19 protein-coding genes are annotated in these 23,017 nt (G+C 70.6%); 10 read left to right on the top strand and 9 right to left on the bottom strand.

The genetic code is table 11. The annotated features are described in order from the left end of the window. Nucleotides 1–152 precede the first annotated feature (152 nt). The 8 genes from LQ222_RS09205 (at nt 153) to LQ222_RS09170 (ending at nt 9,848) form a co-directional block, all read left to right on the top strand. Entirely contained in the window at nt 153–1,052 is a 900-nt protein-coding gene (locus LQ222_RS09205) for a TauD/TfdA family dioxygenase (RefSeq protein ID WP_230165961.1), read from the top strand. Further along, a complete protein-coding gene (locus LQ222_RS09200; RefSeq protein WP_230165959.1) occupies nt 1,052–1,840 on the top strand; it encodes a fumarylacetoacetate hydrolase family protein in 789 nt (262 codons plus the stop codon). Before LQ222_RS09205 ends, LQ222_RS09200 begins: the two co-directional genes overlap by 1 nt. Next, nucleotides 1,837–2,937, top strand: a complete 1,101-nt coding sequence (locus tag LQ222_RS09195; protein WP_230165957.1) for an Ldh family oxidoreductase — start codon at nt 1,837–1,839, stop codon at nt 2,935–2,937. The genes LQ222_RS09200 and LQ222_RS09195 overlap by 4 nt, the downstream gene beginning before the upstream one ends. A 90-nt stretch (nt 2,938–3,027) precedes the next feature. Beyond that, nucleotides 3,028–4,218 carry a hypothetical protein gene (locus LQ222_RS09190; RefSeq protein ID WP_230165955.1) on the top strand — a complete coding sequence of 397 codons (1,191 nt, stop codon included), beginning with the start codon at nt 3,028–3,030 and terminating at the stop codon, nt 4,216–4,218. After that, on the top strand, nt 4,211–5,152 hold the full coding sequence (locus tag LQ222_RS09185; protein ID WP_230165953.1) for a DUF6384 family protein: 942 nt from the start codon (nt 4,211–4,213) through the stop codon (nt 5,150–5,152). Before LQ222_RS09190 ends, LQ222_RS09185 begins: the two co-directional genes overlap by 8 nt. Continuing rightward, the gene (locus tag LQ222_RS09180; RefSeq protein ID WP_230165952.1) at nt 5,149–6,696 is read left to right on the top strand and encodes a hypothetical protein; all 1,548 of its coding nucleotides are present in this window, start codon (nt 5,149–5,151) and stop codon (nt 6,694–6,696) included. The genes LQ222_RS09185 and LQ222_RS09180 overlap by 4 nt, the downstream gene beginning before the upstream one ends. A 70-nt stretch (nt 6,697–6,766) precedes the next feature. After that, complete coding sequence (locus tag LQ222_RS09175) at nt 6,767–7,780, top strand: TAXI family TRAP transporter solute-binding subunit (RefSeq protein ID WP_230165951.1); 1,014 nt, start codon at nt 6,767–6,769, stop codon at nt 7,778–7,780. Nucleotides 7,781–7,799: 19 nt separating this feature from the next. Continuing rightward, complete coding sequence (locus LQ222_RS09170) at nt 7,800–9,848, top strand: TRAP transporter permease (RefSeq protein ID WP_230165950.1); 2,049 nt, start codon at nt 7,800–7,802, stop codon at nt 9,846–9,848. Nucleotides 9,849–9,890: 42 nt separating this feature from the next. Here the strand turns inward: LQ222_RS09170 and LQ222_RS09165 are convergent, their stop codons facing one another. The 4 genes from LQ222_RS09165 to LQ222_RS09150 form a co-directional block, all read right to left on the bottom strand. After that, nucleotides 9,891–10,661, bottom strand: coding sequence for an SDR family NAD(P)-dependent oxidoreductase (locus LQ222_RS09165; RefSeq protein WP_230165949.1), 771 nt, complete (start codon nt 10,659–10,661; stop codon nt 9,891–9,893). Then, complete coding sequence (locus LQ222_RS09160) at nt 10,661–11,617, bottom strand: D-2-hydroxyacid dehydrogenase (protein ID WP_230165948.1); 957 nt, start codon at nt 11,615–11,617, stop codon at nt 10,661–10,663. Before LQ222_RS09160 ends, LQ222_RS09165 begins: the two co-directional genes overlap by 1 nt. 53 nt (nt 11,618–11,670) lie before the next feature. Next, complete coding sequence (locus LQ222_RS09155) at nt 11,671–12,435, bottom strand: Crp/Fnr family transcriptional regulator (protein ID WP_230165947.1); 765 nt, start codon at nt 12,433–12,435, stop codon at nt 11,671–11,673. 81 nt (nt 12,436–12,516) lie between these two features. Next, complete coding sequence (locus tag LQ222_RS09150) at nt 12,517–13,974, bottom strand: S8/S53 family peptidase (protein WP_230165946.1); 1,458 nt, start codon at nt 13,972–13,974, stop codon at nt 12,517–12,519. A 104-nt stretch (nt 13,975–14,078) separates the two neighbouring features. Between LQ222_RS09150 and LQ222_RS09145 the strand changes: the two genes are divergently transcribed. Together LQ222_RS09145 and LQ222_RS09140 are read left to right on the top strand one after the other, a co-directional pair. Next, nucleotides 14,079–15,875: an adenylate/guanylate cyclase domain-containing protein gene (locus LQ222_RS09145; protein ID WP_230165945.1), complete on the top strand. Its 1,797-nt coding sequence runs from the start codon at nt 14,079–14,081 to the stop codon at nt 15,873–15,875. Between the two features lie 29 nt (nt 15,876–15,904). Then, the gene (locus tag LQ222_RS09140; protein WP_230165944.1) at nt 15,905–16,981 is read left to right on the top strand and encodes a hypothetical protein; all 1,077 of its coding nucleotides are present in this window, start codon (nt 15,905–15,907) and stop codon (nt 16,979–16,981) included. A gap of 41 nt (nt 16,982–17,022) precedes the next feature. Here the strand turns inward: LQ222_RS09140 and LQ222_RS09135 are convergent, their stop codons facing one another. The 5 genes from LQ222_RS09135 to LQ222_RS09115 form a co-directional block, all read right to left on the bottom strand. Next, entirely contained in the window at nt 17,023–19,158 is a 2,136-nt protein-coding gene (locus LQ222_RS09135) for an acetate--CoA ligase family protein (protein ID WP_230165942.1), read from the bottom strand. 61 nt (nt 19,159–19,219) lie between these two features. Then, a complete protein-coding gene (locus tag LQ222_RS09130) occupies nt 19,220–19,687 on the bottom strand; it encodes a CYTH domain-containing protein (RefSeq protein ID WP_230165940.1) in 468 nt (155 codons plus the stop codon). A 6-nt stretch (nt 19,688–19,693) separates the two neighbouring features. After that, on the bottom strand, nt 19,694–20,893 hold the full coding sequence (locus tag LQ222_RS09125; RefSeq protein WP_230165938.1) for an alanine--glyoxylate aminotransferase family protein: 1,200 nt from the start codon (nt 20,891–20,893) through the stop codon (nt 19,694–19,696). A gap of 58 nt (nt 20,894–20,951) precedes the next feature. Further along, on the bottom strand, nt 20,952–22,130 hold the full coding sequence (locus LQ222_RS09120) for a VWA domain-containing protein (RefSeq protein WP_230165937.1): 1,179 nt from the start codon (nt 22,128–22,130) through the stop codon (nt 20,952–20,954). Nucleotides 22,131–22,134: 4 nt separating this feature from the next. Next, nucleotides 22,135–22,983, bottom strand: coding sequence for a MoxR family ATPase (locus LQ222_RS09115; RefSeq protein ID WP_230165936.1), 849 nt, complete (start codon nt 22,981–22,983; stop codon nt 22,135–22,137). Between the last annotated feature and the right edge of the window lie 34 nt (nt 22,984–23,017).

The following is a 23,017-nucleotide window of genomic DNA, read 5'->3' as shown; positions in this document are numbered from 1 at the left end:
TCCCGCGGTCGCGATTTGCCGGCGGCCGGGCCGGGGCGTAGCGTCGGCGCAACGGGGCCGGGATGCCCCGGCGGGACGCGAAGCTCCGCGCGGGATGCGCCCGCATCCGGTCGCGCCATGGCTCCAGCACCGGCAGGAAGGGAGACACCGTCATGCCCACCATCCGTCCGACCAGCGGCGTTCTCGGCGCCAACGTCACCGACATCGACCTGTCGCGCCCGATGGATCCGGCGGATTTCGCGACCATCCTGCGCGCGCTGGGGCGCTATGGCGTGCTGTGCTTCCCGAACCAGCTGCTGGAACCGGCGGCGCTGCGGGATTTCTCGCGGTGCTTCGGGTCGATTCAGACCTCGCTGTCGGGCAGGTTTCAGGACCCGCAGGTCCCCGAGGTCGGCATCCTGTCCAACATCGTCGAGGACGGGACGCCGATCGGCCTGGCCGATGCCGGGCAGGATTGGCACACCGACATGTCCTATCGCGACACGATGGGCTTCGTGAACGTGCTGAACGCGCACAAGGTGCCGCGGCGCGACGGGCGCGTGCTGGGCTCCACCGTCTTCGCCAACATGCATGCAGCCTATGACGCGCTGGACCCGTCTCTGAAGACGCGGCTGGAGACCGCCACGGCGACGCACGACTTCAACAAGTTCTGGGACATGATGGTCAAGCGCGGGACGGCCAACCGCAAGCCGCTGACGCCGGAGGAACGCGCCAAGCGGCCGCCCTCGGTGCATCCGGTGTTCCTCACGCATCCGGTCACCGGGCGGCGCGTGCTCTACTGCAACCCCGGCTACGCGGTGCGCATCAACGAATTGGACGAGGCCGAGAGCGATCGCGTGCTGGAAGCCCTGTTCGAACACCAGCTGCAGGACCGCTTCCTGCACACGCACCAATGGACCGAGGGCGACCTGCTGATCTGGGACAATATCGGCACGCTGCACAACGCCATCCCCGACTACGGGCCGAACGAGCATCGCCTGATGAAGCGCTGCCAGGTGATGGCCGACAAGGTGTTCCAGCCCGGCTTCATCCAGCAGGCGCTGGCCGCCTGATGCGCTGGATCCGCTTCACGGCCGAGGGCCGCACCGCCTATGGCATCCTGGAAGGCGACCGCATCGCCGAGGTGGCCGGCGACCCGTTCCGCGGGCACGAGGCCACGTCGCGCCGCCATGATCTGAACGCCGTCAAGATCGAGGTGCCAGTCATCCCGCCGACCTTCTACTGCGCCGGCCTCAACTACGTGGAACATGTCAAGGAAGGGGCGGCCAAGCGCGGCGAGGTGCCGAACATCCCGAACAAGCCGGACATGGGCTACCGCGCCGCGAATGCGCTGATCGCCCATGGCGAGACCATCGTCATCCCCGCCGACGCGACCGAGAAGGTGCACTACGAGGGCGAGCTGGTGGCCGTGGTGGGCCGCAAGGCCAAGCACCTGACCGAGGAGAACGCGCTGGACTGCCTGCTCGGCTGGACCATCGGCAATGATGTCAGCGAACGCACCTGGCAGAAATCCGACCGCACCTTCTGGCGATCCAAGAACACCGACACCTTCAAGCCGATGGGCCCCTGGATCGAGACGGATTTCGACCTCGACGCCGCCGAGACCATCGTGCGGCTGAACGGTGAGGTCCGCACCCGCTTCCGCACCAGCCACATGCTGTTCGGCGTGGCGAAGTTCATGGCCACCATGACGCGCAACGTCACGCTGCATCCGGGCGACATCATCTGGTGGGGCACGGATGGGTCGTCGCCGGACCTCAAGCATGGCGATGTGGTGGATATCGAGATCACCGGAATCGGCCACCTGACCAACCCCGTCATCCGCGAAGGCACCCCGTGAACGTCCCGCATGAGCGCGTGCGCGCGCAGATCGAGGCCATCCTGCAATCCTGGGGCATGGCGCCCGACCTGCTCGCCACCACGGTCGAGGCGATGATCGAGACCGACCTGCTCGGCGTCGACAGCCACGGCATCTCGATGCTGATGACCTACGAGAAGCGGGTGAAGGACGGTTCGCTGAACCTCCAGGCCCGCCCGCGCATCGAGAAGCAGAATGCCTGCACCGCGCTGGTGGATGGCGGGGCGGGGCTGGGCCATCCGGTCTCTGCCTTCGCGATGAACCTGGCGGTGGACAAGGCGCAACAGGCCGGCGTGGGTATCGTCGGCGTGCGCAATTCGCACCATTTCGGCGCGGCGGGGGTCTATGCGCGCATCGCCGCGCGGCGTGGTGCGATCGGCATGGTCACCTCCGCCACGCGCGGCGTGACCATGGTGCCCACGCGCGGCGCGGCGCCGGTGCTGGGCACCAACCCGCTGGCCTTCGCGGCGCCGGCCAGGCGCCACCCGCCCTTCGTGCTGGACATGGCGACGACGACCACGGCCGCGGGCAAGGTGAAGGTCTACGACCTCAATGACCGCCCGCTGCCCGCGGGCTGGGTGCTGGACGCCAAGGGCCAGCCCGTCACCGACCCGAAGCAGGGCTTCGACATCGTGTTCAACCGGCCCGATGGCGGGCTCTCGCCGCTCGGCGGTTCGGCGGAGATGGCGAGCGCGAAGGGCTATGGCCTGGCGATGATGGTGCATATCCTGGGCGGCACGCTGGTCGGTTCCTCCTTCAGCCCGATCCGCAACCGCACGCAGAAGCCCGGCGACCCCGACGACATCGGCCATTTCTTCATGGCGATCGACCCGGCTGCCTTCCGCATGCCCGGCGACTTCGAAGACGACCTGGACGACGTGATCGACGTGCTGCACGCCACACCGGCGGCCGACCCCGCCAAGCCCGTGCTGGTCGCCGGCGAGCCCGAGGAAGCCGAGCGCCAGCGCCGCCTGCGCGACGGCATCCCGGTGCCGGGCAGCCTCGACACGCTGATCCGCGGCATCTGCGACAGGTCGGGCGCCGCCTATCTGCTGGGCAGCAACGTGTCGGTCGTGTGACGCGCGCAACCGCGATCACAGGCTGACTCCGGCGCCCCGGGCGCGCTATGAAGGGCCCGCCAGGAACGACAGGCCAGGAGACCTACGAGCATGAGCGAGACCGCCGTCACCGTGCAGCCCATGCGCTACCTCGACAAGGCGATGGGCGCGCTGCGCGACCTCGGCCTGCCCATGCCGACCGCCTCGGCGGAGGAAACCCCGATCACCGGCCTGCTGTCGAAGATCATGGAGCTGGACGCCGACCGCGTGACCTTGATCGCGCGGGTGCTGAACCAGGCCTCCAACTTCAACGAGGTGGTGCGCGAGCAGATCAAGGCGATGGAGGTGGGCGAGCGCTACCAGACCATCACCACCGCCTTCAACTCCATCCGCGACGATGCGAAGGGCATGGTCGCGCAGATGGAGGACGGCAAGATCTCCACCATGGAGCGGCTGTCGAACATCTGGCAGAAGGCGACGCGCGGCGACATCGCCTCGCGCTTCAACACCATCCGCGATACCTATCTGGAAGTGTCCAAGGACACCAAGGAGAACATCGACCGCGAGCACGCCATCCTGGAAGCCTATCGCGACTTCCGCGGCGCCATGAAGCAGGGCGAGGTGCTGGCGCTGGAAGTCCTGAAGAATGCCGAGGGGCGGCTCAATGTCGCGAAGGACGCGACCGACGTGGCGGTGAAGGCCGCCGAGGCCGCCGCGGCGGCGGAACCGGCCGAGCGCGCCCGCCTGGAACTCGCCCGCGACGAGGCGCTGCGCCACCTCCAGGCCGAGGACGGCAAGTACCAGATCGCCAAGGACCTCGCCGACAACCTGACCGTTTCCTACAACACGTCCGAAGTGATCATGGCGCGCCTGGTGCAGATCACCACGGCGAAGGAACGCGTCTACCAGCAGTCGGTCTCCTTCTTCTCGACCAACGAGGCGGTGCTGACCGCGCTGACCGCATCCTTCACCGGCATGCACGGGCTGCACGAGAGCACCCGCGCGCTGGAAAGCATGAAGGCCGGCGTCAACCAGTCGCTGGAAGTCCTCGCCGAGATCGGCGGCAAGGTGCAGGAAGCCGCGCTGCGCGCCGGCTACGGCCCGACCATCCAGGCGGACGCGGTGAAGAAGCTGGTCGAATCGGTGGTGAACTACCAGGAGCGCTCGATCGAGATCATCGACGAGATGCGCACCGCCGCGACGCAGAACAGCGACGAGATCCGCCGGTCGGTCGAGGAAGCCAAGCAGCGCATGGCGAGGCTGGCGCAGCGCGCCACCGTGGTCGCCGCCGCGAATGGGTGAGACGCGCGCGGGCGCGCCCGCGCCCGCCCTGACCGAGACCATGCTGGCGATGGACGTGGTGGACACGATCCGCCACGCCGATCGCCTGGTCGAGCGCGAGCTGGAAGGCACCGACCGCCAGGCGCGGCTGCGCGAACGCCTGCGCGAGATCTACACCTCGCAGGGCATCGTGGTGTCGGACCATGTGCTCGACCAGGGCATCGCGGCGCTGGAGGAAAAGCGCTTCGCCTATGCGCCGAAGGGCGAAGGCTGGCAGCGCAGCCTGGCCACCGCCTGGGCGACGCGCGGGCGGTGGGGGAAGTTCGCGGCCGCCGGCCTCGGCGTGCTGGTGCTGGGCTGGGGCGTGTATTTCGTCACCGTGGCCATGCCGCGTGCGCGCGAAGCGGCCGCCATCACGCGCGAACTCGAAACCGAATTGCCGCGTGCGCTGCGCGCCGAACATGACCGCGTCCTCGCCGGCACGCAGGAAGCCGCGCCGCGCGCCGAGGCCGCGCGCCTGCTGGCCGAGGGCGAGGCGGCGGCGCGCGCCGCCAACCTAACCGAGGCCCGCGCACGCCGCACCGCGCTGAACGACCTCGCGGCGCGCCTCGCCGCCGCCTACACGGTCCGCATCGTCAACCGGCCCGGCGAGCCGTCCGCCGTGTGGCGCGTGCCGGCGGCGAACCCGCGCGCGCGCAACTACTACCTGGTGGTCGAGGCGGTGGACCGCGACGGCCGCCCGGTGGAGGTGCCGATCACCAGCGAGGAGGATGGCCGCGTCGCGCGCGTGTCGCGCTGGGCCCTGCGCGTCCCCGAGGCCGAATTCGAACGCGTGCGCCGCGACAAGCTGGCGGACGGCATCATCGACCAGCCGGTGATCGGGCAGAAGGTCGCCGGCAGCACCACCACGAACTGGACGGTGCAGACCAACGGGGGGGCGATCCTGTCATGGTGAGCGGCGTCGCGGTCCTGCAGGAGATGGACCAGCGCCTGGCCGAGGCGCAGCGCGAGGCCTCGGCCGCGCAGACCGAGGCCGACACGCTGGCGGCGCGGCGCGAGGGCCTGCGATCCGAGGAAGCCGGCGCGCTGCGCGAGCTCGCGCGCCTGCGTGTGCTGGAACTGGCCGATGGCCGGTCGGCGCTCGATGCGCTGGATGCCGCGGGCGCGCAGGTGCAGGCCAGCCTGCGCCGCCGCGCGAGCGAGCTCGAAGCCGCGCAGCGCGCCGTGCTCGATGCGCGCGATGCGCTGATGGCCGCCGAGGCAGCGCGCGACGCGGAGGCCACCCGCCACCGCGCCGCGCAGGATGCCGAGGCCGCCGCGCTGCGCGCCGCCGATGCCAAGGCCGCCGAGGATGCCGACTACCGCCGCCTGGCCACCGCCGCGGAGGAGGCCGAGCGCACCGCCCAGCACGCCGAGCAGAAATCCGGCTTCGCCGCGCGCGACTTCGAGGAGAAGGGCCGCCCGTACCGCGCCGATCCGCTCTTCGCGTATCTGTGGGACCGTGGCTACGGCACCGGTCGCTACCGGGCCTTCCCGCTGGTCGCGATGATCGATGGCTGGGTCGCCCGGCTGATCGACTTCGAGCCGGCGCGGCGCAGCTACCACCTGCTGTCGGAACTGCCCGGCAACATGACCGGCCATGCGCAGCGGATGCGCGCCGCGGCGGATGCGGCGGTGCGCGCCATGCTCGACCGCCGCCGCGTCATCGCCGGCCTGCCCGAGGGCGATGCCCGTCCGCCGGTCGATGCGCTGGAAGCCGCCGAGGATGCGGTCGAGGCCGCGCAGGCCGCGCTTGCCGCCGCCGAGGCGAAGCGCAGTGCGCTCGCTGCCGGGGAGGACGCCGATTCGCAGGCCGCGATCCGTGCGCTGGAAACGGCCATCGGCGCGCGGTCGCTGCGCACGTTGCGCGAGGAAGCGGCCCGCACGCCCACGCGCGACGACGATGCCATCGTCGCGCGGCTCGAGATCGCCGCGGCGGAGCGTGCGCGGATCGAACGCGACCTGGCGGATGCACAGGGCCAGGCCGAGGGCGCGCGGCGCCGCTTCGCCGAGATGCAGGCGCTGCGCAGCGACATGCGCAGCCGCGGCGTCGAGCGCAGCGAATGGGGCTTCGCCAGCGGCGCGCTGGTCGGTGCGCTGCTGAGCGAGGTGCTGCGCGGCGCGCTGTCGCGCGATGGCTTCTGGGACCGGATGGAACGCCAGCGCGTGCCCGACCGCACGCAGGGCACCGCGCATCCCGGCCCCTGGGGCAATTCCCTGCCGGGGCCCTGGGGCAAGCCGGCGCCCGGGCCGTGGCACACCAATCCGCAGCAACCCGGCGGCGGCTGGTGGGGCGGCGAGGATGCCGCGCCCTATTGGGACCGCGGCGGCAAGCAGGCAGGCAGCGCCGGGCCGAAGGGCGGCGACTGGGGCGGCGGCGGCGGCACGACGGGCGGCGGTTTCCGCACCGGCGGCAAGAGCGACCAGGGCGGGGGCTTCCGCACCGGCGGATCCTTCTGACCGGGGCGGGTTTCCCGCGCGCGACGCTTCGCTGTAGGCTCCCGCCGTTCAACGAATCGGGAGACGCGCCATGACGTTCCGCCGAAACATCCTTGCCGCCGCCACCGCGGCCGTCATCGCCCTGCCGGGCGCCGCCTTCGCGCAGGCGCCGCAATTTTTCCGCATCGGCACCGGCAGCGCCGGCGGCACCTACTACCCGATCGGCGGCATCATCGCGAACGCGCTGTCCTGCCCGCCGGGTTCGCCCTGCAACACCGCCGGCGCGACCGATGGCATCCCCGGCATGGTCGCTGTCGCGCAGGCCACGCAGGGCAGCGTGCAGAACGTCGCGATGGTGCAGGCCGGCAATGCCGAGGCCGGCTTCGCGCAATCCGACGTGACGCACTGGGCCTATACCGCGACCGGCCTATTCCAGGGCCGGCCGGCGCAGAACCGCATCCGCTTCGTCGGCCACCTGTTCCCCGAGCACATCCACGCCGCGGTGCGCCGCGACAGCCCGATCCAGACCTTCAGCGACCTGCGCGGCAAGCGCATCGCGATCGGCCTGCAGGCGTCCGGTGCGCGCATCGGGTCCGAACTCATCCTGTCGGCCTATGGCCTGACGGCGGGGCAGGGCTTCACCGCCGAATACCTGAATCAGGCGCAGGGCACCGAGCGCATGCAGGATCGCGGGCTGGACGCCACCATCACCGTGGTTGGCTACCCGGCGGCCGCCTTCACCGAATTCTGCTCGCGCACCGGCTGCCGCTTCCTGCCGGTGCCGGAAGCCGAGGCCGCCCGCGTGATCGAGCGCGCGCCCTTCTACGGTCGCGGCGTCATTCCGCGCACCGCCTATGAAGGCCTGACCGAGGACGTGCCGACGCTGACCGTCGGCGCCGTGCTGGTGGTGCGCGACAGCCTGCCGGACGACCTGGTCTACAACATCACCCGCGCGCTGTGGTCCGACACGACGCGCGGTCTGCTCGACCGCGGCCATGCCAAGGGGCGCGAGATCGTGCGCGCCAATGCGCTGAGCGGCCGCGGCGTGGTTCCCTTCCACCCGGGTGCAGAGCGCTTCTACCGCGAAGCCGGCATCCTCCGCTGATCATCTGAAGGCAGGGCCCGTGTCCGCATCTGATCCCAAGGGCACGGGCGCTGCGCCCGGTCTTGCGAAGCTCGACCTCGACGCCGCCGCCGAGCTTGAGAAGAAGTACGACACCGAGGTGTCGTTTCGCGACCTGCATGGCCCGACGGCGATCTTCGTCTCGGCCATGCTGGTGGCGCTGTCGGCCTTCCATTACTACACCGCCGGCTTCGGCATCCTGACCGAGCACTGGCACAAGTCGATCCACCTGGCCGCGGTGCTCGGCCTGATCTTCATCATGTTCCCCACCAAGCACGAATTCGGCCCGCGCATCGGCAACGTGCCGGTGACGGACTGGGTGCTGGCGGCGCTTGTCGCGGCATCCTGCTTCTACCTGCCGCTGGTGTTCGACGAGCTCACCTTCCGCATCGGCATGCCGAACCTGCCGGACATGATCATGGGCACGATCATGATCGTGCTGGTGCTGGAGACCACGCGCCGCGCCATGGGCTGGGTGCTGCCCGCCATCGTCATCGTGTTCATCCTGTACGGGCTGTTCGGCAACCACCTGTCGGGCGTGCTGGCGCATCCCGGGTCGTCGTGGGAGGCCTTCCTCAGCCACGTGTACCTCACGCAGGAAGGCATCTTCGGCATTCCGGTGAAGGTGGTCGCGACCTTCGTCTTCCATTTCGTGCTGTTCGGCGTGCTGGCCACGCGCATGGGGCTCGGGCAGTTCTTCATCGACATCGCGTCGATCATCGCGGGGAAGTATCCGGGCGGGCCGGCCAAGGTGGCGGTGGTGTCCTCCGCCATGTTCGGGTCGATCAGCGGGTCGTCCATCGCCAACACCGTCACCACGGGGTCGCTGACCATCCCGGCGATGAAGCGCGTCGGCTACAAGCCGCATTTCGCCGGCGCGGTGGAAGCCGCCGCCAGCGCGGGCGGGCAGATCACGCCACCCATCATGGGGGCGGCGGCCTTCGTGATGATCGAATTCCTCGAAATCCCGCTGACCACGCTGCTGATCGCGGCCGCGGTGCCGGCGGCGATGCATTTCTGGGGCGTGTTCGTGCAGGTGCATTTCGAAGCCAAGCGCCTCGGCCTGCGCGGCATGGAGCCGAACGAGATCCCGCGCCTGTGGCCGACCATCCGCGACGGCTGGCCGACCGTCATCCCGCTGGTGCTGTTGGTCTATGTCATCATGCAGGGCTACACGCCCTACCTCGCGGCCTTCGTGGGCATCAGCGCGTGCATCGTCGTGGGCTTCCTGAACCCGCGCAACCGTATTACGCTGAAGGACCTGTGGGACGCCTTCGACATGGGTGCGCGCTATGCGCTCGCGGTCGGTGCGGCGGCGGCGGCGGTGGGCATCGTGGTGGGCGTGGTCACGCTGACCGGCGCGGGCTTCCGCGTCAGCTTCATCGTCACGCAGGCGGCGGTCCAGACGGCGGAATTCTTCCGCCCCGTCGTCGAGATGCTGCCCGCCAGCATCGGTTCGATGCAGGGGCTGACGCTGTTCATCACGCTGGTCTTCATCGCGCTGATCTGCATCGCGATGGGTGCGGGCATCCCGACCACGGCGCTGTACATCGTGCTGGCGGCGATCGCGGCGCCCGCCGTGCAGCAGCTCGGCGTGCCGCCGCTCGCCGCACACCTGTTCATCCTTTACTACGGGATCCTCGCCGACCTGACGCCACCGGTCTGCGTCGCCGCCTATGCCGCTGCCGGCATAGCGGGGTCCAACCCGTTCCGCACGGGAATCACGGCGTTCCGGCTCGGCATGGCGAAGGCGACCGTGCCCTTCGTCTTCGCCTATGCGCCGGTGATGCTGATCATGGTGGATGACTTCACGCTCAGCGCCTTCCTGTTCACCACCATCACCTGCGCCATCGGCGTGCTGCTGCTGGGCATCGGCATGACGGGTTACGCCTTCACGCATATGGGGCTGGTGTCGCAGGGCGTGCTGGTGCTGGCGTCGTTGCTGATGATCTCGCCCTCGGTGGTGATGACGGCGGCGGGGGCGGTCATCGCCGCGCCTGTGCTCGCGCTGAACTGGATGCGCGCGCGGGCGCTGCCGGCGACCGCGTAGCGCGACTCCCGATCGGATGCGTGGATCCGGTCGGGATCTGCCTCAGAACAGTGAATACCCGCCATCCACCACCAGGCCGTCGCCCGTGTGGTAGGCCGACGCATCGGAAGCCAGGTAGACCGCGAGCCCGCCGAAATCCGCGCCCTTGCCCCAGCGCCGCGCCGGGATGCGCGGCAGCACGGCGGCAGCGAACTTCTCGTCGCCCACGCTGCGCGCGGTCATCGGCGTCTCGATCCAGCCCGGCAGCACGGCGTTGGCGCGGATACCGTGCCGCGCCATCTCGACCGCCAGCGCGCGGATCATCGCGACCATCGCGCCCTTGGTCGCGGCATATTGCGTGTTGCGCGCGGCACCCTCGATGGCCGCGAGCGACGCCGTGCCCACCAGCGACCCGCCGCCGCCGCGTTCGGCCATGTGCCGCGCCGCCGCGCGCAGCGTGTAGAAGGCGCCGTCCAGGTTCACTCGCGTCACGCGATGCCATTCCGCGCTGTCGAGCTCGGTGAATTTCACCTTGCGCCCATAGGTGCCGGCATTGGCGAAGCAGGCATCGACGCGCCCGAGCGCCGCCAGCGTCGCTTCGAAGGCGGCATCCACTGCGGCTTCGTCCCCCACGTCGCAAAGCGCGGCATGCACGCGCACGCCATGCGCCGTCAGCGCCGCCGCGGCCTGCGCGTTCTTCGCCGCATTCGTCCCCCAGATCGCGACATCGGCGCCGGCCTGCGCCAACGCCTCCGCAATGCCCAGGCCGATGCCGGAATTCCCGCCAGTGACCAGCGCGACCTTGCCGGCCAGGTCGAAGGGCGCGTAGGCCATCAGTAGCCTGCCTGCCGGTCCACCAGCTGCGTCAGCGGCGCGCCGTCCACGAAGCGGCGCAGGTTGTCGACCAGCAGCGCCGCCACCATGGAATCGCGCTGCGGATGCAGCCCGCCGATATGGGGCAGGACCATGATCTTCTCCTCCGCCCAGAAGGGGTGCTCGGCGGGCAGGGGTTCGGTGCGGAACACGTCCAGCACGGCGCCGGCGATGGTGCCCGCGCGCACCGCAGCCACCAGGTCGGCATCGTTGATCAGCGCGCCGCGGCCGAAATTCAGCAGCCAGGCGGTCTTCTTCATGCGCGACAGCCGCGCGGCATCGATGAAGTTCTCGGTCGCCGGCGTGGCGGGCAGCAGCAGCACCACGAAGTCGCTCTCGGCCAGGATCTCGTCGGTGCGTTCCGGCCTCACCACCTTCGCCACATGCGCGATCTCGGCGACGCCGCGCTTGGTGCCGATGACGCGCATTTCCAGCGCCGCCGCCTTGCGCGCCAGTTCCGCGCCGATCGCGCCCAGGCCCAGGATGCCCAGCGTCTGCCCCGCCAGCGTGGCGGACACGCGTCGCGTCCAGCGCGACGCCGCATTGTCGCCGGCGATCGCCGCATAGGGCTTGGTGATGTGGAACAGCGCGCCGAGGATGTTCTCCGGCATCTGCACCCGATGCGTCCCGCGCGCGCAGGACAGCGCCAGGCCAGGCGGCAGGTCGGCGCGCGCGAGCCAATGCTCGACCCCCGCCGTCAGCGCCTGCACGAAGCGCAGCTTCGGCATGCGCGCGAGCATTCCGGCCGGCGGGCCCCAGGAGAGGATCGCCTCGGTCTCGGCCAGCGACGCATCATCGGGCGTGGCGGCGCGCGGCAGTGTCTCGATGCGAAAGCGGTCGGCCAGCCCTGCCTCGGCGATCGCGCGCGCATAGGGCTCGGCCCCGTCGGTCCACAGCAGCAGCAGCGGCTTGGTCATCGCAGTCCTCCGTCCTGCCGCGATGCTGCGGCAGGCGGCGGGGCGCGTCCAGGTCAGGCGGCGGGCGCGCGCAGCTCGGCCGAGACCAGCTTCTGCATCTCCGCCACGCGCAGGATGCGGATGGCGCGGCGGTCGCGCGCCAGCCAGCCCTCGCGCGTCATCTCCGACAATTCGCGCGAGACCACTTCGCGCCGCGCACCGATGCGCGCCGCGAGTTCATGGTGCGGCGGCGGTGGCGACACCACGCGTTCGCCTGGCGCGGATGCGCGCGGGCGCGACAGGCGCAGCAGTTCCGAGAACAGCCGCAGGCGCACCGGCAGCGCCTCGCGCTCCAGCGTGCGTTCGGTCTGCAGGCGCAGCTTCGCCGCCAGCGTGCGCAGCAGACCGTGGCAGGCGGCCGGCGTGGCGAAGACGAAGTCGAGGAAGGCCTGCGCCGGCACGATGCACAGCCGCGACCGCGCGATGGCGGTGACATTGGCCGCGCGCGGCGCGCCGTCGATCGCCGACAATTCGCCGAAGAATTCGCCGGCGCCGAATTCGTTGAGGAGCACCTCGCGCCCCGATGCCGCGCGCAATTGCACGCGCACCGCGCCGGTGGTGACGAAGAAGATGTCGGTCGAGGGCTCGTCCTCGTCCACCACCACCTGGCCGGGTTCCACCGTGCGCCAGCGCACGGCGGCGGCAAGCTTCGCCAGCGCGGCCGGGTCGGCGTTGCGGAAGAAGGCGATGTCGGCCAGCGTGGGCGTGCGCGTGGGCTCAGTCATGGTCGGGCGCAACCACACCAGATGCGGGAAGGCGGGGTCCTGGATCGCGCGCATGGGGGGCCTCCGGCGCGGCGCCGCCACGGCGCCATGGCGCACAGACTGCGACGCCGGGCGGCGCGGCGGGCGTGACGCGGGTCACGATCCGGGCACCCCGGCCAGGCCCTGCAGCACGCCGTCGCAATCCAGCACGCCATGGCCGTGGCGATTGTTCCAGCCGCTGCTGCCATCGGGCTGCCAGGCGGCATCGCGCAGGCGGCCGAACAGCTTGGCGGAGGGCAGGGCCGCGTCGCTCCAGCGCGTGCGCAGCGCTGCGACCACGCCGGCGGCCACGCCGCTCGCGGCCGATGACCCGGTGGCGATGCGGTGCGCGGTGTCCGGCACCAGGAAGTGGCTCGGCGCGGCCAGGTCGGGCTTCTGCTGGGGCGGCCCGCGATACGCCGGGAACTGGCCCGGCCCCTGCGACGAATAGCCCGCCCAGGTGCCGTCCGTGCGCGCCGCGCCCACCGTCAGCACGCTGTCCAGCGAATTGGCGCCGAGGATGCTGCGGGCGGGCCCGATCACCTCATCGGCGCAGCGCCCGTCCGGGTAGAAGGCGCCGCAATTGCCGGCGGCGAAGACCACATCGGCGACCGTTGCCGCGTGATCCACCGCACAGGCCACCCAATGGTAGCGGTTGCGGGTGTATTCCCCTGGCGTCGCCTCGCCGCGCGCGTCGTAGATCGACCAGGCATTCACGAAGACCCAGCGGCCGCGGAACACCTTGGGCCGGATCAGGCCGAGCAGCTCGACATCGATCGCCATGCGCGTGATGGCGCCGAAGGCATCCGACAGGAAGGCCGGCATGTTGCCCAGGATGCGCGGCGGGATCAGCGGGCAGTCGAAGATCATGGCGCGCGGCGCCAGCGCCAGCACGTTGCGCGCGATCATCGTGCCGTGGCGGTTGTCCTTCGCCGCCTGGCCCGGTGGCACGGCGCCCGGCTGGCCGGGCTTCCACCAGCCGCCCATGAAGCGGCTGCCTGGCGGCAGGCGGCTGGCATCCACGCCCTGGTCGATGATCACGACCTTCACGCCTTCGCCATCGAGCCCGGCCGCGCCCAGCGCATCGGCGCGGATCAGGCGGTGGGCATCGGCCAGGTCGCCGAAGGAACTGCCCTCGCCGCGCCCCGTGCCCCAGTGCAGCGCGGCGTTCAGGCGCAGGTCCGCGACCGGGTCGTCGAAGCCGCCCAGCGCCGACTTCGCGCGGTCCCGGAAGGCGCGCGCCACATCTTTCGAGGCGAAGCGGATGGCCAGCGCGGCGTGGGTCGGCCGCGGGCGTCGCGCGGGCAGCTCGGCGGCGGCTTCGCGATCCTCCGGCAGGGCGAACTGCCAGTCGTTCAGGGGGCGGTGGGTGACACGCAGCGGCAATTCGCCCGGCGGCGCATCCGCGCCATCGAGGTCGAGCCGCCGCACCAGCAGGCGCGACAGCGGCAGGGGGTCCGGATCGGCATACGCCTTCGCGAGCTCGCCATCCTCCCGCAGCCAGGGCGCGTCGCGGAACACGAAGCAGCGCCGCACCGGCGGGGGTGGTCGTTCCTTCTCGCCCTTGATCGCCATCGTCAGGGTCTCCGTGCAGCGGACGTGGCCATCCTTGCACTTCCGGCCCGTTTCGTGAAATCTCCGTCATCGCGGCGCAGCACAATTTTGGAACCTGTCGGTCCATGTCGGCCCAACCCATGACGCGAGTGCTGGAGACGGAGGACGCGCCCGGCGCGCGCCGATTCGCCGCCTTCGCCTTCGCGGACGTGGTCGGCTACACGATCCTGATGGCGACCGAGGAGGCGCGCACCCATCGCCGATGGATGGCGGTGCTGGACGGCGTGCTGCGACCCCTTGCCGCCGATCACGGCGGGCGCATCGTGAAGTCCACCGGCGATGGCGTGCTGGCCGAATTCGACGCGCCGCGGGGTGCGGTGGCCTGGGCGCTGGCGGTGCAGCAGCGCCTGTCGCAGGAGGACAAGGCCGAGCCCGAGGCGCCGACGCTGGCCCTGCGCATCGCGGTCCATGCCGGGGACATCACCGCCACCGCGCATGATATCTATGGGCAGGGCGTGAATGTCGCGGCGCGCTTGCAGGAACACGCGCCGGCGGGGGGCGTGCTGCTGTCGGCCCTGGTGCAGGACAGGCTGGCCGGCGCGCTGGCGCAGCCGGTGCGCGACCTCGGCTGGCTGACGCTGAAGCACCTGCCGCAGCCCGAGCGCGCCTTCGCCATCGACCCCGAGACGCCGCCGACGCGCCTGCCCAGCCCGCCCGACGTCTCGCCGCTGCCCTCGTTGGCGGTGATGCCGCTGCGCAACCTGGGCGGCGATCCGCAGGACGACTACTTCGCCGATGGCGTGGTGGACGACATCGTGGTGTCGCTGGCGAACCTGCGCGAGCTGATGGTGGTGTCGCGCAGCTCGACACTGGCCTGGAGGGGGCGCGACATCGACCCGCGGGAGGTCAGCCGCGCGCTGGGCGTGCGCTATGTCGTCAGCGGCAGCGTGCGGCGCGCGGGCAGGCATGTGCGCGTGCAGGTGGAATTGTGCGATGCGCAGACCGGCACCAGCCTGTGGGGCGATCGCGCCGAGACCGAGGGCGGCGAGATCTTCGCCCTGCAGGACCGCCTGGTCGAACGCATCCTCGCCGGCGTCGCGCCGCATGTCCGCGCCGCGGAACTGCAGCGCGCGCTGCGCAAGCGGCCGGAGAGCTTCACCGCCTATGACCTGACGCTGCGCGGCATCGGCCTGCTGCATCGACTGGACGGGGCCGGCTTCACGGAGGCGCGCGGCCTGTTCGCCACCGCCATGGCGCACGACCCCGGCTTCGCGCTGCCGGCCGCCTGGGCCGCGCGCTGGTACAGCCTGAATGTCGGGCAGGGCTGGTCGCTGGATCCGCGCGCGGACATGGAGCAGGCGGCGAACCTGTCGGCGCGCGCGATCGAGCTCGATCGCCAGAATGCCGTCGCGCTGGCGACGCACGCGCACCTGCGGTCGTTCCTGTTCCACGACTACGATACCGCGCTGGTCTTCTTCGAACGCGCGCTGTCGGCCTGCCCGAACAGCGCGTTGGCCTGGCTGCTGTCCTCCGCCACCCTGTCCTATGTCGGGCGGACGGCCGATGCGATCCGCCATGCCGAGCACGGGCTGCGGCTGTCGCCCTTCGACCAGAGCCTGTTCAGCTACTACAACCTGCTCGGCTTGGCGCACTACGCGCATGGCGACATGGCGCAGGCGATCAAGTGGTATCACCTCTCCTACACCGAGATGCCGAACTTCACCGCGACGCTGCGTGTCTATGCGGCCGCGCTCGCGGCAGCCGGCGAGGCGGATCGGGCGCGCGACATCGCCGCGCGGCTGCTCGCGGTCGAGCCGGGCTTTTCCATCGCGGACTACGCGCGCACGCGCATGCCGTTCCGCGACGAACGCATCAGGGCGCGCTACATCACAGACCTGCACGCGGCGGGTCTGCCAGCTTAGCGCGCTGCGCGCAGAACGGAGGCGAGGGCATGGGCGGTATCGGGCCGGCGGACAATGCGGACAACGCAGACAATGCGGACAACGCCGACAATGCCGACAACGCGGACAATGCGGCGGCCGGCGGACGTGGCCGGGCCTCGGGCGGGCGACCCGTCGGCCTGAGCCCCGCGCTGGCGTTCGAAGCCAACGAGGACTGGTTCCGCGCCAACCGGTGGCCGCCCCAGGATCTCGCGATCCTGGCCACCGACCTGCGCAGTCGCACGCTGGCCAATGCGCCGGTCGCCTTCCGGCCGGAGGACTGGTCCTTCGTTCATTTCGCCGTGGTCGCGACGACGCAATTCGCCCAGGAGACGATGGGCGGCGCGACGCCGGTCTGGACATCGATCGCCATCCCGCCGCCACCGGCCATCGTGCCCGTGCCGCCGGCCCCGCCCGCGATGACGCCGATCGAGCAGGAACTGGCCGAGTTGCAGGAGATCGCCGAATTCCGCGCCGGCGTCCTGGCCGAGGCGCTGGAGCAGCGCGACAACGTGCTGGGCTATTTCCGCGGCGTGCTGACCTTCCGCGGGCAGACCCATCCCTGGACCACGCGGCTTGCGCATGTCGCGATCCGCGTCGGGCAGTTCCTGGCGATGCACCACAAGATGCAGCACGCGCGGCCGCGGCCCTCGCGCCTGTTCCCGGCGCTGATGCCGCCGATCGACCCGCCCGGCCACGCCGCCTACCCCAGCGGCCATGCCACCGAGGCCTATCTGCTCGCGCTGCTGCTGGGCCAGGTGATGCCCGGGCCGGCCTGGGGCGAGGGTGTCGGCGGCGCACGCGCGCCGGTCAGCGCCACCGAGGCCACCGACGGCGCGATCGCCGGCGACATCACGGATCGGGTGCGCGACCTGCCGGGCGTGGCGGACCGCATGAAGAACACGCCGCTGTGGCGGATCGCGGAACGCATCGCGCGCAACCGCGAGGTGCTCGGCGTGCACTACCCGAGCGACAGCGAGGCCGGGTTGCGCCTGGCCGCGCAGGCGCTGCCGATCCTGCTGGCCTGCCCGCTGGTTGGCGCCGCCGGCACCGGCGCGATCGACCGCGCCACGGCCGAATGGGCCTGAGGCTGCGGCGCGGCGGGGCGTGACGCCCGCCGCGCCGCGCGTCAGGCCTTCACGATCAGCGCATCCACCGCCACCGCGTCGCTGCCAGCGACGATGATCGGGTTGACGTCGAGTTCGCTGATGCGCCCGCGCTGGTCGGCGATGAACTCCGACAGCCGGACCACGATCCCCGCCAGTACATCGAGATCGGCGGCCGGCGCGCCGCGGAAGCCCTCCAGTGCGGCGCGCCCGCGCAGCCCCTCGAACATGGCGCGTGCCTCGGCCTTGGTCACCGGGGCCAGTGCCAGCGCGGAATCGCGCATCAGCTCCACCAGAACGCCGCCGAGCCCTGCGACGATCAGCGGACCCATCAGCGGATCGACGCGCCCGCCGACCATCACCTCGACGCCAGGCTTCGCCATGGGCTGCACCAGCACGCCGTTGATGCGCGCACCAGGCGCGTGGCGCACGGCGTTCGCCATGACGGCGCGATAGGCCTCGCGCACCTCGGCGGCATCCTTCAGCTTCAGGCGGATCACGCCGGCTTCGGTCTTGTGCGGCAGGTCGGGGCTCTCGACCTTCATCGCGACGGGGAAGCCGAGCGCCTCGGCCGCCGCCACGGCGGCATCCTCGCTGCCGGTCAGGCGTTCGGGCACCACGGGCACGCCATAGGCCGCGAGCACGGCCTTGGCCTCGCGTTCGGTCAGCGTGCGGTCCTGCGATGCGGCGATGAGTGCGGCGGCCTCGGCGGCCGCTTCCGGGCGCGACAGGCGCGCAAGCACGCGCGGGCCGGCGGCGCGGCGCGCCTCGCGGTCATGCCAGTGCGACAGCGCGGCGAAGCAGCGGTCCATCGAGCGGAACAGGCCGATGCGCGGGTTCTGCTCGGCTTCCTTCGACCCGAAGCCTTCCAGCCATTCGGTCGTCCAGACCACGCAGATCGGCTTGTCGGCCTTCTCGGCGATGGCGGCGAGTTCGCCGGGGCGCTTGGCGGACAATTCCGTCGAGTAGATCTGCGCGTAGATCAGCGCGCCGTAGTGCTCCTCGCCCAGCATCGCGCCGGCGCACACGGTCAGGCTTTCCGGGTCGTTGGCGACCTGTGCCGTCACGTCGCAGGGATTGCGCGCCGAGCCGAAATCCGGGATGCGCGATTCCAGGATGGCCTGCACGGGCGGCGTGGGCTGCGGCAGCGGCACGCCATGCGCCTCCGCCTTGTCGGCCGACATGATGGCGGCGCCGCCCGAGACCGCCACCACCGCCACGCCGCGGGCCCTGGGCGCGGGCGCCTTCGCGAGGAAGGCGGCGGTTTCCACCAGCGCCTCGAAATCCTTCACCACCACCGCGCCGGCGCGGTGGAACGCCGCGAGGTAGGCCGCGGTCTCGCCCGCCAGCGAGCCGGTATGCGACATCGCCGCCGCCGCGCCGGCCTCCCCGGTGCCGAGCTTGAAGACCACCAGCGGCTTGTTTGCCCGGTCCGCCACCTCGGCCGCCTGGATGAAGCGCAGCGGATCGGGCATGCCTTCGAACACGCAGGCGATGGCGCGGCAGCCCGGATCATCCGCCAGGAAGGACACGCAATCCGCGACATCGACATCCGAGGAATTGCCGGTGGTCAGCAGGTGGCTGACCGACACGCCGCGCATCACCGACTGCGCGAGCGAGAAGCCGAGCGCGCCCGACTGGCTGACCAGGCCCACCGCATGACCGAGCGGCGCTTCCATCGGCGGCGGGATCATGAAGGTCACGCCCGCCTTGGTGCCGAAATTCAGCATGCCGATGCAGTTGGGGCCGACGATGCGCATGCCGGCCTCGCGCCCCAGGGCCGCCAGGCGCTGCTGCGCCGCGATGTCGGCCTCGCGCCCCGTCTCGGCGAAGCCGGAGGCATAGACCATGATGCCGCCCACACCGGCCCTCGCGCAGTCGGTCGCGATTTCCTCGATGGCGTCCTTGGCGGCGACCACGATGCAGCAATCGACCTTCTCGGGGATGGCGCCGACCGAGGGGAAGCAGGCACGCTCGCCGATCGTCTCGTAGCGCGAATTCACCAGGTACAGCCGGCCCGTATAGTCCTTCAGCGCCTGGATGGTGCGGTCGGCGAAGGACCCGGCGCGCGGGCTCGCGCCGATCACGGCGATCGAGGCCGGGTTGAACAGGCGGGCCATGTCGCCGTGGCGATAGACGGCGCGGGTCGTGGCACTCATGCGGACGTTTCCCTGGGTCTTGCTTGGACGGGGGCAAGCCTAGGGGTGGTCGCGCGCGCCGTCACCCCTCCGGCGGCGCGCTGGCCGACACCAGCGCGGCATTGGCGTAGCGCCCGTCGCCGGTGATCTCGGCGCCGACCCATGGCGGCAACGCCACGGGATGGTCGGGCGCGGGCAGTTCGACCTCGGCGATCACCAGCCCGGCCAGCACGCCCTCGAAGACATCGACCTCCCAGCGCAGGGCGCCATGCGGGACGGTGTGACGGGTCTTGGCCAGGGCGCGGCCGCGGCACAGGGTCTCCAGCATCGTCTGGGCGTCGTCGCGCGGGATCTCGTATTCGTATTCCGCGCGCGACAGGCCGCCCGGGCCCTTGATGGTCAGCCGGGCGCCCGCATCGGCCAGGCGGACGCGCACCACCACGCCGTCCTCGCGCGCCAGGTAGCCCTGCACCAGCCGCTGCCGGCCCAGCGCCTGGCCGCGCCAGTCATCGCCGGCGACCAGGAAGCGGCGTTCGATCTCGATGCCCATGGGCGCCTATGCCGGCCGCGCGGCGTCCGCCAGGTATTCGATCGCGGCGCTCACGCCGCCTGGCGCATGCGGCACGCCGGCGACGCGCAGCGCGGCCTCCACGGTGGCGAGCGTACCGAGGATCATGGGTTCGTTCAGATCGCCCAGATGCCCGATGCGGAACACCTTGCCGCCCAGCTTCCCGAGCCCGCCACCGAGCGACACGTTGAACATCTGCAGCGCGATGCGGCGCACGGCGTCCGCGTCATGGCCCTCGGGCATCATCACCGCGGTGACGGAGTTGGAGACGCGGTCGGGCGACAGGCAAAAGAGCTGCGGCCCGTCATTGCCCGACCAGTGCCGCACGCAGCGGCGCACCGCCTCGGCCAGCCGCGCGTGTCGCGCGCAGACCTCATCGAGGCCTTCCTCCTCGATCAGGCGGATCGATTCCTGCAGCCCGTAGAACAGCGAGGTCGGCACCGTGCCGATGAACGACTTGTGCCGGCGCGTCAGCATGTTCGACCAGTTGAGGTACGACTTCGGCAGGCTGGAGGCCGCATGCGCCGCCATGGCGCGCGGCGAGGCACCGGTAAAGGACATGCCGGTGGGCAGCATCAGCCCCTTTTGGCTGCCGCCCACCGCGACATCGACGCCCCAGTCGTCCATGCGGAATTCCATCGACCCCAGCGAGGAGATGGTGTCGACCAGCAGCAGCGCCGGATGGTTCGTGGCCTGCAGCGCGGCGCGCACCTCCGTCAGCGGCAGTTCCATGCCTGTCGCCGTCTCGTTCTGCACGGCGCAGATCGCCTTGATGGCGTGCGCGCTGTCGGCGGCGAGCATCGCGCGCAGTGCGGCGAAATCCGCACCACGGCGCCAGTCGGCCGGCAGCGTGCGGATCACCAGGCCGAAATCCTGCGCCATCTTCGCCCAGGATTCCGAGAAATAGCCGGTCTCGATCACCAGCAATTCGTCGCCGGTGGAGAACAGGTTCACCAGCGCCGCTTCCCACGCCGCATGGCCCGAGCCCGTGTAGAGGAACACGTCATGCTGCGTGCGCAGGATGCGCTTCACGCCGGCGACGGCATCGTCATAGACCTTGAGGAAGGCGGGATCGTTGAAGTCGACGGAGACATGCGCCACCGCCTTCATGATGGAGTCCGGAATGTTGGTCGGCCCGGGATTGGCGAAGAACTGGCGGCCGCGGGGGATGCGGGTGGCAGCGGACATGGTCGTTCCCTCATTCAGCGCGATGGCCGGCGGCCTGGATCGCGCAAGCGGACATGGTTCAGCGCGCGAGCTGGCGCGCCATCGATTCCAACCCCGCCAGCGTCAGCGGGTACATGCGGTTTTCCATCAGCCGCTCCATCACGCCGATGGATTGCGTATAGCGCCAGTGGGACTGGTCCACCGGGTTCAGCCAGGCGGCCTTGCGGAAGTGCCGCGTGAGGCGCGCCATCCAGACCTGGCCGGCTTCCTCGTTCCAGTGCTCCACGGACCCGCCGGGCTGGATGATCTCATAGGGGCTCATGGTGGCGTCGCCGACGAACACCAGGCGCCAGTCGGGGCCGTAGGTGCGCAGCACTTCCATCATCGGCCGCTCGGTCTCGCGCCGGCGTCGGTTGGTGCGCCACACGCGCTCGTAGGGGCAATTGTGGAAGTACCAGAATTCCAGGTGCTTGAACTCGGACCGCGCGGCGGTGAACAGCTCCTGGCAGATGCGGATGTGGTCATCCATCGACCCGCCGATATCCATCAGCAGCAGCACCTTCACGGCGTTGTGCCGCTCCGGGACCATGTGCAGGTCGAGCGACCCGCCATTGCGCGCCGTGGCGCCGATGGTGCCGGGCAGGTCGAGCTCGGTCGCCGCCCCCGTGCGCGCGAAGCGGCGCAGGCGGCGCAGCGCCACCTTCATGTTGCGCGAGGACAGCGCCTCGTCCTCGTCCAGGTCCTTGAAGTTGCGTTCGTCCCAGACCTTCACCGCGCGACGGTGGCGCGACTTGTCCTGCCCGATGCGCACGCCTTCCGGATTGTAGCCATGGGCGCCGAACGGCGAGGTGCCGGCCGTGCCGATCCATTTCGATCCGCCCTGGTGCCGGCCCTTCTGTTCCTCGAGCCGCTTCTTCAGCGTCTCCATCAGCGCGTCGAAGCCGCCCATGGCCTCGATCGCCGCCATCTCCTCGGGTGTCAGGGTCTTCTCGGCGATCTTGCGCAGCCATTCCTCGGGCAGGCTGCGCGGCGCTTCGCCCTGTGGCGATTCCAGCCCCTTGAAGATCTCCCCGAACACGCGGTCGAAACGGTCGAGGTGCCGTTCGTCCTTCACCAGCGCCGCGCGGCACAGATGGTAGAAGTCATCGACGCTGAAATCCGCCACGCCCTCCTTCATCGCGCGCAGCAGGGCCAGGTACTCCATGATGGAGGCCGGCACGCCCGCCGCGCGCAGCGCGAGGATGAAGGGCGCGAACACGCTGCTACTGCCCGCGGCGCCGCGCCAGGAACGCCAGCCGCTCGAACAGGTGCACGTCCTGCTCGTTCTTCAGCATCGCGCCATACAGCGGCGGCAGCGCGGTCTTGGCATCGGAGGACCGCAGCGCCTCGGGCGGCATGTCCTCGATGGTCAGCAGCTTCAGCCAATCCAGCAATTCGCTCGTCGCCGGCTTCTTCTTCAACTCGTTCACCTCGCGGATCTCGAAGAAGACGTTCAGCGCCTCGCGCAGCAGCCCCTGGCGGATGTCGGGGTAGTGCGCCTTGACGATCATCTCCATCGTCTCGCGGTCGGGGAAGCGGATGTAGTGGAAGAAGCAGCGGCGCAGGAAGGCGTCCGGCAGCTCCTTCTCGTTGTTGGAGGTGATGATCACCACCGGGCGGTGCTTCGCCGCCACCGTCTTGCGGGTCTCGTAGACGAAGAACTGCATGCGATCGAGCTCGAGCAGCAGGTCGTTCGGGAATTCGATGTCGGCCTTGTCGATCTCGTCGATCAGCAGGACGACCGGCTGTTCGCTCTCGAAGGCGTCCCACATCTTGCCGCGCACGATGTAGTTGGCGATGTCGTGCACCCGCGGGTCGCCGAGCTGCCCATCGCGCAGGCGCGACACGGCATCGTATTCGTACAGCCCCTGCTGCGCCTTGGTGGTGGACTTGATGTGCCATTCGATCAGCGGATAGCCGAGCGCCTTCGCGATCTCCTGCGCCAGCACGGTCTTGCCGGTGCCCGGTTCGCCCTTCACCAGCAGCGGGCGCTGCAGCGCCACGGCGGCATTGACCGCGACCTCCAGGTCGCGCCCCGCGACGTACTGCTCGGTGCCCTTGAATTGCGCCACGTCCCGTTCCCCTGGTCGTCCCGGCGTCAAGGTC

This window comes from Roseomonas sp. CECT 9278 (assembly GCF_918698155.1).
GTDB lineage: Bacteria > Pseudomonadota > Alphaproteobacteria > Acetobacterales > Acetobacteraceae > Neoroseomonas.
This window is presented reverse-complemented; position numbering and strand designations above follow the sequence as displayed.